This window comes from Mycobacterium sp. IDUB_5, assembly GCF_055419565.1.
In genome coordinates, this window is the sequence record NZ_JBVAXX010000002.1 from 834476 (window position 1) to 844960 (window position 10485).

The window sequence follows — 10485 nt, forward strand, 5'->3', positions numbered from 1 at the left end:
GGCGAAAAACTGTAACGTGTTCTAATTCGAGCAAGATTGGGGAGGGCCCAGGTGAGCACCGACACGGCGGGAACCGCGAGCATTCGCGAGATCGACACCGGCACGCTGCCCGACCGCTTTGCGCGCGGCTGGCACTGCCTGGGGCCGGTGAAGGACTACCTCGACGGGAAGCCGCACGGCATCGAGATCTTCGGCACCATGCTGGTGGTCTTCGCCGACTCAGCGGGCGAGGTGAAGATCCTCGACGGCTACTGCCGCCACATGGGCGGGAACCTGTCCCAGGGCACGATCAAGGGCGACACCGTCGCCTGCCCGTTCCACGACTGGCGCTGGGGCGGTGACGGCAAGTGCAAGCTCGTGCCCTACGCCAAACGCACGCCGCGCCTGGCGCGCACTCGCGCCTGGCACACCGACGTCCGCGGCGGCCTGCTGTTCGTGTGGCACGACCACGAGGGCAACCCGCCGCAGGAAGAAGTGCGCATCCCCGAGATCACTGAGTGGGCCAGCGGTGAGTGGACCGACTGGAAGTGGAACTCGATGCTCATCGAGGGCAGCAACTGCCGCGAGATCATCGACAACGTCACCGACATGGCGCATTTCTTCTACATCCACTTCGGTCTGCCGACGTACTTCAAGAACGTCTTCGAGGGCCATATCGCGTCGCAGTATCTGCACAACGTGGGCCGGCCAGACATCAACGACATGGGCACCGCATACGGGGAGGCCAAGCTCGACTCCGAGGCCAGCTACTTCGGCCCGTCGTTCATGATCAACTGGCTGCACAACACCTACGGCGATTTCAAGGCCGAGTCGATCCTGATCAACTGCCACTATCCGGTGTCCCAGGACTCGTTCATGCTGCAGTGGGGCGTCATCGTCGAGAAGCCGAAAGGGTTGGACGACAAGACAACCGAGAAGCTGGCCGACGCGTTCACCGACGGGGTCAGTAAAGGCTTCCTGCAGGATGTGGAGATCTGGAAACACAAGACCCGCATCGACAATCCGCTGCTGGTCGAAGAAGACGGCGCGGTGTACCAGATGCGCCGGTGGTATCAGCAGTTCTACGTCGACGTCGCTGATGTGACGCCGGAGATGACAGACCGCTTCGAGATCGAGGTCGACACCACGGCTGCGGTGCAGAAGTGGAACGTCGAGGTCGAGGAGAACCTGAAGGCAAGGGACGCCGAGAAGCAGTCGACATGAGCGACACACCGGATGTGGACCGTCTCGCCAAGTCGATGCTGCTGTTGCACGGCCATGACGACGAGGATCACGAGCACGGTCATCCGGGGCAGGGCACCAACCGACATTGGGGTAAGGCACCGGATTTCGCGTCGGACCCTGAACGTGCCGCCGCGGTGCGTGCGAGCAGTCAGGCCGATCGCGAGCGCTACCTGAATTCAGGGCTGGCCTCGGTCGACTGCCGTTTCTGCCATGTCGCGGTGCGCGTCAAGAAGCTCGGGCCGGCGCACACGTCGGTGCAGTGGACGGCCGAGGCGACGCAGCGGTGCGCCCATTTCGCCGAGATCCGCAGTGCCGGCGGCGATCCAGCGCGCGAGCGAGCGTGCCCGCGACTGGCCGACAGCATCCGCCACGCCGTGGCCGAGGGGTGCCTCGAGGAATACTCGAGCGCCCCCTCCCCCGGCGACGGCTGACCCCGGCCTCTTCTCCCGCCCAAACCGACGTTTGGGCGGGTTTGTGCGAGTGATTCGCGCCATATCGTCGATCTCGGCATGCGACCAACCGCTAACGGCGCCTGGGCGGGCCTGATGCCTGGGCGTCGCGTGCCCGTACCGAACACGACGAAATGGCGTGTTTCACTCGAACAACTGCGCCCAAACGTTGGTTTGGGCGTAGTTACAGGCCGGCGAAGTGGGCTTTGACCTGCTCTTCGGTCAGCCCGTAGTCAGACAGCGAATAGGTGTGCTTCGGGGCGCGCGGACCTTGCTGGCTCTTCTCATGGGTCGCCGCAACGGCGTGGCGCGCCTCGTCGGTGAACTCGATACCGAACGCCCGGTAGATGTCCTCCACGACCGCCACGGGATCCTTGATCAGGGCGAAGTAGTCGAGATCGTAGAACTGCGCCGGATCGTGCCTGGCCCGCTCGGCGCTGAACAACCGCAACCCGCGAGACCATGTCTCCAGCGAGTCCTCGCCGATGACCCTGCCGTGGAAGCTGTTCGACCACCCCTCGGTGGTGTGCTGCGCCAGCGAGCACATCGACGCCATGATCGTCTCCGCCGGCCGGTGACACTGGATCACCAGCGCGTCGGGATAGGTCGCGAACAGCGCATCCAACGCGAACAGATGGCTGGGATTCTTGAGTACCCAACGCTTCCCGACGTCGTTGAGCCCGATCAGCTGGAGGTTCTTGCGGTGCCGCTGGTACGGCTTCGTCCAGTCCTGCCGCGCCAGCCACTGCGAGTAGGTCGGCAGATGAGCCAGCGTCTCGTAACTCACCGAATGCAGAGACTGGCGTAGCAGCTGCCAGCACTCCTCCACCTCGTCGGCGGTCATGTAGTGCAGGCCGGTGTAGTCCGGATTCTCCGCGTGCGCCTTGGCGAACTGTGCATCCAGCTGTTGGAAGACCGGGTTCTGCGACCAGGTGTCGCGCGGCGGCCGGGGCTGCGGGAACTCGGCGAGCCACAGCTCCAGACCCTGATGACGAGGATCGGCGGCCAGTAACCGATGCACGACCGTGGTACCCGTACGGGGCAGTCCTGTGACGAAGATCGGCCGTTCGATCGGTACGTCGGCGTGCTCGGGGTACTGCGCAAAGGCCGCCTCCGACACCAGCCGGGCCACCAGTGCGTTGCGCACGAAGAACCGCTGCATCTTGCTGCCGAACTCGGTCAGGTCGGCGTCGCGCTGATAGGACTCGAGCAGGACGGCCAGAGCTTCGCGGTAATTGTCGTCGTCGCTGCCGAAATCATCGAGCCCGCAGGCCTTCACCGCCGAGGCATGCAGGTCCTCGACGGTGCCAACGTTGGTCCGGGAGGAAGAAGTCACGCCTTGTACTCCCCGCAGTTGACGTCCAGCGCCTGGCCGGTGATCCCACTGGACAGGTCGCTGGCCATGAACAGGATCGCCGAGGCCACCTCGTCTTCGGTGGGCAGCCGCTTGAGGTCGGAGTTCACCGCGGCGGCCTTGTAGATCTCATCGACCGTCGTGCCGTACTTGCCGGCCTGGTGCTCGAAGTAACCCTGCAGCGTTCCGCCCCAGATATAGCCCGGCAGAACAGAATTCACACGAATTCCCTGCTCGCCGAGTTCACTCGCCAGCGACTGCGACATGGCCAGCAGCGCTGACTTGGCCATCTTGTAGGCGCCCTGCTTGGGATCGGAGTGCCGCACCACCATCGAGTTCACGTTCACCACCGAACCGTTGGCCTCGGCCAGCGCCGGCGTCAGCCCCTGGATCAGCCGGAGCGCGCCGAGGACGGTGAGCTCGAACGTCTCCCGGATGTGGTCGAAGCTGGTCTTGCCCAACGGTTTCATCGACGGCACCTTGAACGCGTTGTTGATCAGCACGTCCACCCGACCAAAGGATTCGAGTGACTTCTCGACCAGGTTGGTGACCTGCGACTCGTCGGTGATGTCGGTGCCCACCGAGACCGCTCGTCTACCGATGCCCTCGATCTCCGCGGCGACGCCCTCGAGCCGCTCGACGGTGCGCGCTGCCAACACCAAGTCGGCGCCCTCCTGGGCACATCGACGCGCGAGCGTGGTGCCCAACGCCGGGCCGACGCCGCTGATGAGGACGACCTTGTTTTCGAGCATGCCCATCGTTATCCCACCATCCTGTAGCCGATCTGCTCCTGGCGCAGGGCGATTCGCGCCCGCCAGTCATCGGAAGAGATCACGTTGTCCCTGTGGTACGGCAGCGCGTCGGCGACGTCGTCGACGCCCATCACGGCCACTGTGGGACCGTCGGCCTCGGTCATCTGCCGTGACACCCGCTGCCACCGGAATTGCAGGTAACCCTTGCGGTGGCCGAGTGTTTCGACCCAGTTGGTCACCCCGGGGTTCGCATCGGAGACCACGATGCGGATGAAGCCGTCCGGATCCACCTGCGCCTGAGTGCCGTTCAACGAGGTCTGGTGATTGATGTAGTCCAGCGAGATGTACCAGAGGCTGCCCAGCTGGAAGCCCATGTAGGGCGCATCCGAGACCGGCACGGTGATCACCATGGCTTGGTCTGGGCCCAGGTCGAAGTGACCCACAGACGAGTACTGGGTGGCCAACCCGCCCGGGGTGAGCCGCGGCGGGACCATCGTGTTGACCGGCAGCGTGTCGTAGAACCACTGCGGGAACTGCAGCCAGGTCTTGACCCGCTGCACGAGTTGCTTGCCCGCGACCGCGAACCGTTTCTCGATCAGCTCGGGAGTCAGCGGCGGCGGCGCGGTTCCCGCGGTGTCGGTGCGCGCGATCGCCAACGTGCCGCGCTGTGCGGACCAGTCGTTGTAGACCTCGCGAATCACCAACTGCGCGGGCGACTTCGGGACCACGCGCCACTCGAAGGTACCGTCGGGCGCGATGTCGAGTTCGCGATCGTCGAACGCCGTCTCACTGTCGGGGACGTTGTCGTCGGTGTACTCGCCTCCGAGCATCTGGAAGCTGAGATCGGTTGTCGTGCCACGACGCCCGGTCACGACGTACTCACGGCCCGGCACCACGCGGGTTCCGAAGTACAGAGTGTCGGGGTTGTCGAGGCCCATCTTGGTGAACGGCCCGGTCCCGCTGTGCAGGAAGGGATGGTCCCGGTCGTAGTCGAACGCCACGTGCGTGCATGCCGCCACACATCCGGCGAAGTACTGCAGACCTTCGAGGAGGTCGGCTTCGGATTCGATGAACGGGGCGGCGACGACGAGCGCCTCGGCCTCGGCGATGGCGTCGATCAACGGCTGCGCGTGCACGACCCTGAAACTAGAACGCGTTCTAGCAGGAGTCAATATATCGACCGCAGCGTTCCATATATGTACCGTGCAGCATGTGGCCCCCACCCCTCGCCGCGTGTCGCCGCCGACCGACCGAGTCATCGCGATCCTCGATTTCCTCGGTGCGCACCCGACGGAACGCTTCGGTGTCTCGGAACTGGCGCGGCGCCTCGGTCTGAGCAAGCCGACCTGCCTGGGCATCACGACCTCGCTCGCCGAGGCCGGCTATCTGGTGCGCGACGACACCGACAAGACCTACCGGCTGGGACCGTCGTTGATCACGCTCGGCCACCGGGCTCAGGAGGCGATGCGGGTCAGCCCGGCCGCACGCGACGAGCTGCGCCGCCTGTCGACGGGGTTCGGGGTCACCGCCGCGCTGTCGGCGGTGGTCGACGATCGGATCACCGTGCTCGACCTGGTCAGCCCGCCCGGCGCGCACCCGGGCGTCGAGGTGGGACAGAGCTATCCGTTCGCCCCGCCGGTCGGACTGATGTTCGTGCTGTGGGACGACCTCGCGGCGCAGGCCTGGTTGGCCAAGGAGCCGACGATCCCGCTGCGCACCGACACCCAGCGGCTGCACCGGGTGATCACCGCGTGCCGCGCGGACGGCTACCTGGTGGAACGACAAACCCCGGCGGGCCGGCGCTTGTACGCATTGATGGCCGGCATGTCCGCGACGCTGCCCGGCGAGTTGCGCGCCCTGCTCGGCGAACTGGTCTCCGACATCGGCGAGCGTGTGTCATTGCGAGAGGACAGGCGCGCGGGCCGTCACGACATCAGCGTGATCTCCGCCCCCGTGTTCGACCAGCATCAGCGTCAGGCCATGGTGGCCTCGATGCACATCGGTACGGCGTTGAGCGAGCGCGAGATCGGCGAACGGGCACGGGCAGTCGTGGCCGCCGCAGACGCGGTCACCGGCCAGCTCGGGGGGGTCCGACCCGGCCGCCTGCTGGTCACGACGTAGCGGCCAGCGCGAACGGCAGCACGTCGGAAGCGCCGGCCGCCCGTACGACGCGCGCGGCCATCGTCATCGTCCACCCGGTGTCCGTGCGGTCGTCGACGAGCAGCACCGGACTCTCGGGCAGCGCGTCGGGCTCCGACCATGCGCCGTACAGCGCCGCGACCCGGTACGCCGAGTTGGCCGCGCTGACCGGTCGATGATCGGGCGCGTAGCGCAGAGTGCCGAGGTCGGTGAGCCGCCCCAGCTCGGCCAGCCGAACGCGCAGCGACGAGATCAGCAGCGGGTGCGTGGCCGAGTCGAGCGCCATCACTGCTGTCGGGCGTACCTTCCAGTCCCACGCCGCGAGCACCTTCACCGCCGCGCCCACCACGTCGTCGGGCACCTGGGCGTCCGGGCCGTCGAGCAGCGTACGAAGCCGTGCGCCCCACCCCAGATCCGTGAGCCGCCCGACCACGCGACCGGACGACGGCCCGTCGGTGATGCGGCCCGACAGCTCGATGCCCAGTTTGGCGAGCCCGGTCGGCCACTGCTTACGCGGCGCCAACTCGACCCCGGGCCGCATCAGCGCGGCGCGGGTCTGCTCGGCATCTGCGGCAGCGACATCGCCGCTGACGCGATCACCGGTGCAGTTGTCACAGCGGCCGCAGCGTTCGTCAGGGTTCAGCGTCGGATCGTCGAGCTGGCCGCGCAGAAACGCCATCCGGCAGCCCTGCGTCACCTGGTAGTCGAGCATGGCCTGCTGTTCGCGGCGGCGCGCCTCGTCGAGCGTCCGATAACGCTGCTCGTCGTACTCCCAGGGCACCCCGGTGCCGATCCAGCCACCTTTGACCCTGCGGACCGCGCCGTCGACGTCGAGGACCTTGAGCACCATCTCCAGCCGGGAACGGTTGAGGTCGACGAGCGGCTCCAGCGCCGCCGTCGACAGCGGACGCTGTCCATCCAGCTCGCGAATCACCTTGCGCACCAATTGTTCCGGCGGGAAGGCCAGCGATCCGAAGTACCGCCAGATATCGGCGTCCTCGTGGCCGGGCAACAGGATCACCTCGGCACGCTCGGTCGCACGTCCAGCGCGGCCAACCTGCTGGTAGTACGCGATCGGCGATGACGGCGCACCGAGGTGGACCACGAACCCCAGATCGGGCTTGTCGAACCCCATCCCCAACGCCGACGTGGCGATCAGCGCCTTGACGCGGTTTCCCAGCAGATCCGCTTCGAGCTGCTCCCGCTCGGCCGCCTCGGTGGAGCCCGTATAGGCCGCGACCGGATAGCCGCGCTCACGCAGCAGGGCGGCGACGTCGTGCGCCTGGGCGACGGTCAGCGTGTAGACGATGCCGGACCCGGGCAGCTCACCGAGGTGAGCGGCCAGCCAGGCCGCGCGCTGAGCGGGGTTGCCCGCGGTGACGACCGACAGGCGTAGTGACTCCCGGTCCAGACCGCCGCGCAGCACGAGCGTGTCGCGACCGCCGACGCCCAGCTGAGCGGCCACGTCGGCGACCACCCGGTCGTTCGCGGTGGCGGTCGTGGCGAGCACGGGAACGTCGCTGCCGAGGTCGGCGAGAAGAGTGCGGATGCGGCGGTAGTCGGGGCGGAAGTCGTGGCCCCAGTCCGAGACGCAGTGCGCCTCGTCCACGACGACGAGGCCCGCGTCGCGCGCGAGCTCCGGCAGCACCGCGTCGCGAAATTCGGGATTGTTCAACCGCTCCGGACTGACGAGCAGGACATCGAGATCGCCGTCGCGAACCCTTGCCTGAATACCGTCCCAGTCGGTCATGTTGCTCGAGTTGATGGTCGCGGCCCGCACCCCCGCCTTCTCCGCGGACGCCACCTGGTTGCGCATCAACGCCAGCAGGGGCGAGACGATGACCGTGGCACCGTGGCCCCTACGACGGAGCAGGGTGGCCGCGATGAAATAGACCGCCGACTTGCCCCAGCCGGTGCGCTGCACCACCAACGCCCGGCGCCGGTGCACCACCAGCGCCTCGATCGCCGTCCACTGGTCGTCACGCAGGCGCGCGCCCGGCCCGGCCAACTGCTCGAGGATCGCTTGCGCGTCGTTTCGGGTCACCATGGCCCCCATCGTGCCGTCAGCCGACGACAAGCCAGATAGCGGCGAAGTGGCACGCGGCCGCGGCGGCGGTGAAGGCGTGGAAGAACTCGTGATGGCCGAACGTCCTCGGCCACGGATTGGGCCATCGGAGCCCGTACAGCACGGCGCCGATGTTGTAGAGCACGCCTCCGGCGATCAGCAGCGCCACCACCACAGCGCCCGCACCGTCGAGCAGTGTCCCGGCGAACCAGATCCCGACGTACCCGAGCATCAGATAGGGCGGCACCCCGACCCAGCGCGGCGCTGACGGCCAGCACAGCTTCAGGACGACACCCACTGCCGCCCCACTCCAGACGATCACCAGCACTTGCGCACCGATGTCGGGCGGCATCGCGAGCAACGCGAACGGCGTGTAGCTAGCGGCGATGAACACGAAGATCACCGAATGGTCGAGACGCATCATCCACTTCTCCGCGGGCAGTGATGCCCACGCCACCCGGTGGTATGTCGCACTGATGGTGAACATCGCCACGACGGCGCAGACGTACACCGCAGCCGACCAGAACACCTGAGGTGACGTCGCGATGGCGGCCGACTGCAGCAGGGCGAAGCCGCCGGCGGCGGCGAGCACTGCGCAAACGACGTGAATCCAGCCTCGGACGCGGGGAATGTCGGCGGTCGATAGGCCGTCGGTCAAGAAGACTCCGATGTCGCGAGCGGGCCGAACTTGCCGGGACGGACCGCACCGGCGCAGCCAGAGCGTAGCTTCCACACAGAAATTCACCGTGCCCACACGACGTGGACACGGTGAACATCTGAGAGAGCGGTCAGGTGGTCGGCATCTCCGGGGCTGCCGGCACTGCCGCCTCGCCCTCAGGCGCCGGCATCACGGGTACCTCAGGTGACTGCTCGGAGGCGCTCCACACCGCCTGTGCCACCGGCGTCGGCGCCAGCTTCACACCGCAGCGGTCCGAGAGCGCGCTCACTGGCTCGTGAATCGCCTTGAGCTGGTCCTCGACCTGCGGGTTCTCCGCGAAGTAGGCCATGTACGCCTGGCTGGCCTGCGGCTGCGGCTCGGCCGCGATCTTCGTCAGCGCCTCGTTGGCCTGCGGGTTCGCCGTCAGGAAAGCGCCCTCTGATGCGGCTGCGGTGCTGACCGTGCCGGCCACGGTGCTGGCCGTGCAGTCCTGGTCCTGTGCGGGCCCGGGCGCGGGCTGCGCATTGGCCACTGGGGCGATGATCGCCGCCGATCCGAAGGCGAGCAGGCCGCCGGCGAACATGCCGAACAGTCCACGGCGAACGGTGTTAGCGGTAGTCACGAAAAATCACTCCTTTGGGTCTGCGATCAAACAGTCGCACCCCCACTGCTAGCCGATCGCTCCCGATGCCAAACACCCCGCACCGTCGCCCAACTCACAACCCGCACCGTCCGCGCAGGTCAGATGGCCGGCAGAAAATCCCAAAAAAGTCAGTCCCGCGGCGTCGAGTGCACGGTGTCTGGTGTTCGCGTGGCAGAGTGTGCATTCGGCCGGGCTATGGGGAGGCGGCGTCCATTTCGCGTTTGATTTCCAGGGCGATGTCGATCAGTTGGTCTTCCTGGCCGCCGATCAGCTTGCGCTGCCCGGCACGGTGCAGCAGCTGGTGCGCAGGCACCCCGTAGCGCTCGGACTGACGGATCGCGTGTTTGAGGAAGCTCGAATACACCCCGGAGTAGCCCATGATCAGCGCGTTGCGATCGAGCAGGCACTCGGCGGGCATCGCGGGGGCGACGACCTCTTCGGCGGCGTCGGCGATGTCGAAGAAATCGATGCCGGTCTTGACACCGATCTTGTCGAACACCCCGATCAACGCCTCGACCGGCGCGTTGCCCGCCCCGGCACCGAAGCGGCGGCACGAGCCGTCGATCTGCTTGGCCCCCGCCCGCACCGCCTCGATCGAATTGGCCACCCCCAACCCGAGGTTCTCGTGCCCGTGGAAACCCACCTGCGCATCGTCGCCGAGCTCGGCGACCAACGCCGCCACCCGGTCGGCCACCCCCTCCAGCACCAGGGCACCCGCGGAGTCGACGACGTAGACGCACTGACAGCCGGCATCGGCCATGATCCGGGCCTGCGCGGCGAGCTTCTCCGGGGAGATCGTGTGGCTCATCATCAGGAAGCCGACCGTCTCCAGCCCGAGCTCACGCGCCAGCCCGAAATGCTGGATCGACACATCCGCCTCGGTGCAGTGCGTGGCGATCCGGCAGATCGACCCACCGTTGTTCTGCGCCTCCTTGATGTCCTCCTTGGTGCCCACCCCGGGCAGCATCAGGAACGCGATCTTCGATTCCTTCGCGGTCTCGGCGGCCAGCTTGATCAACTCCTGCTCGGGCGTCTTGGAGAACCCGTAGTTGAAGCTCGACCCGCCCAACCCGTCACCGTGGGTCACCTCGATCACCGGCACCCCCGCCGCATCCAAGGCCGCAACGATCGCCCCGACCTCGTCGAGGGTGAACTGGTGGCGCTTGTGATGGGAGCCGTCGCGCAGCGACGTGTCGGTCAT

At 67.0% G+C, this 10485-nt stretch carries 10 protein-coding genes; 3 read left to right on the forward strand and 7 right to left on the reverse strand.

Annotated elements, in window-relative coordinates:
• Positions 1–51 precede the first annotated feature (51 nt).
• Together ACZY1G_RS09245 and ACZY1G_RS09250 are read left to right on the forward strand one after the other, a co-directional pair.
• A complete protein-coding gene (locus ACZY1G_RS09245) occupies positions 52–1203 on the forward strand; it encodes a Rieske 2Fe-2S domain-containing protein (protein WP_463814908.1) in 1152 nt (383 codons plus the stop codon).
• The gene (locus ACZY1G_RS09250) at positions 1200–1655 is read left to right on the forward strand and encodes a hypothetical protein (RefSeq protein ID WP_463814907.1); all 456 of its coding nucleotides are present in this window, start codon (positions 1200–1202) and stop codon (positions 1653–1655) included. The genes ACZY1G_RS09245 and ACZY1G_RS09250 overlap by 4 nt, the downstream gene beginning before the upstream one ends.
• 202 nt (positions 1656–1857) lie before the next feature.
• Here ACZY1G_RS09250 and ACZY1G_RS09255 read toward each other — a convergent pair whose 3' ends face one another.
• Genes ACZY1G_RS09255 through ACZY1G_RS09265 form a run of 3 tightly spaced genes read right to left on the reverse strand, consistent with a single transcriptional unit; the run spans position 1858 to position 4915 of the window.
• On the reverse strand, positions 1858–3009 hold the full coding sequence (locus tag ACZY1G_RS09255; RefSeq protein ID WP_463822195.1) for a sulfotransferase family protein: 1152 nt from the start codon (positions 3007–3009) through the stop codon (positions 1858–1860).
• Complete coding sequence (locus ACZY1G_RS09260) at positions 3006–3785, reverse strand: SDR family oxidoreductase (protein WP_463814905.1); 780 nt, start codon at positions 3783–3785, stop codon at positions 3006–3008. The genes ACZY1G_RS09255 and ACZY1G_RS09260 overlap by 4 nt, the downstream gene beginning before the upstream one ends.
• Positions 3786–3787: 2 nt before the next feature.
• Positions 3788–4915 carry a hypothetical protein gene (locus tag ACZY1G_RS09265; protein WP_463822196.1) on the reverse strand — a complete coding sequence of 376 codons (1128 nt, stop codon included), beginning with the start codon at positions 4913–4915 and terminating at the stop codon, positions 3788–3790.
• Positions 4916–4991: 76 nt separating this feature from the next.
• Between ACZY1G_RS09265 and ACZY1G_RS09270 the strand changes: the two genes are divergently transcribed.
• Positions 4992–5900, forward strand: coding sequence for an IclR family transcriptional regulator (locus ACZY1G_RS09270; RefSeq protein ID WP_463822197.1), 909 nt, complete (start codon positions 4992–4994; stop codon positions 5898–5900).
• On the opposite strand, the gene ACZY1G_RS09275 is transcribed toward ACZY1G_RS09270, so the two are convergent.
• From ACZY1G_RS09275 to dmpG, 4 genes are all read right to left on the reverse strand, one after another.
• Positions 5890–7965 carry a RecQ family ATP-dependent DNA helicase gene (locus tag ACZY1G_RS09275; protein ID WP_463822198.1) on the reverse strand — a complete coding sequence of 692 codons (2076 nt, stop codon included), beginning with the start codon at positions 7963–7965 and terminating at the stop codon, positions 5890–5892. The two genes, ACZY1G_RS09270 and ACZY1G_RS09275, sit on opposite strands and share 11 nt — an antisense overlap.
• Positions 7966–7981: 16 nt before the next feature.
• Positions 7982–8641, reverse strand: a complete 660-nt coding sequence (gene trhA / locus ACZY1G_RS09280) for a PAQR family membrane homeostasis protein TrhA (protein ID WP_463814901.1) — start codon at positions 8639–8641, stop codon at positions 7982–7984.
• 130 nt (positions 8642–8771) lie between these two features.
• Positions 8772–9263 carry a hemophore-related protein gene (locus ACZY1G_RS09285; RefSeq protein ID WP_463822199.1) on the reverse strand — a complete coding sequence of 164 codons (492 nt, stop codon included), beginning with the start codon at positions 9261–9263 and terminating at the stop codon, positions 8772–8774.
• 214 nt (positions 9264–9477) lie between these two features.
• On the reverse strand, positions 9478–10485 hold a 1008-nt coding region (dmpG, locus tag ACZY1G_RS09290), incomplete at its 5' end, for a 4-hydroxy-2-oxovalerate aldolase (RefSeq protein ID WP_463822200.1).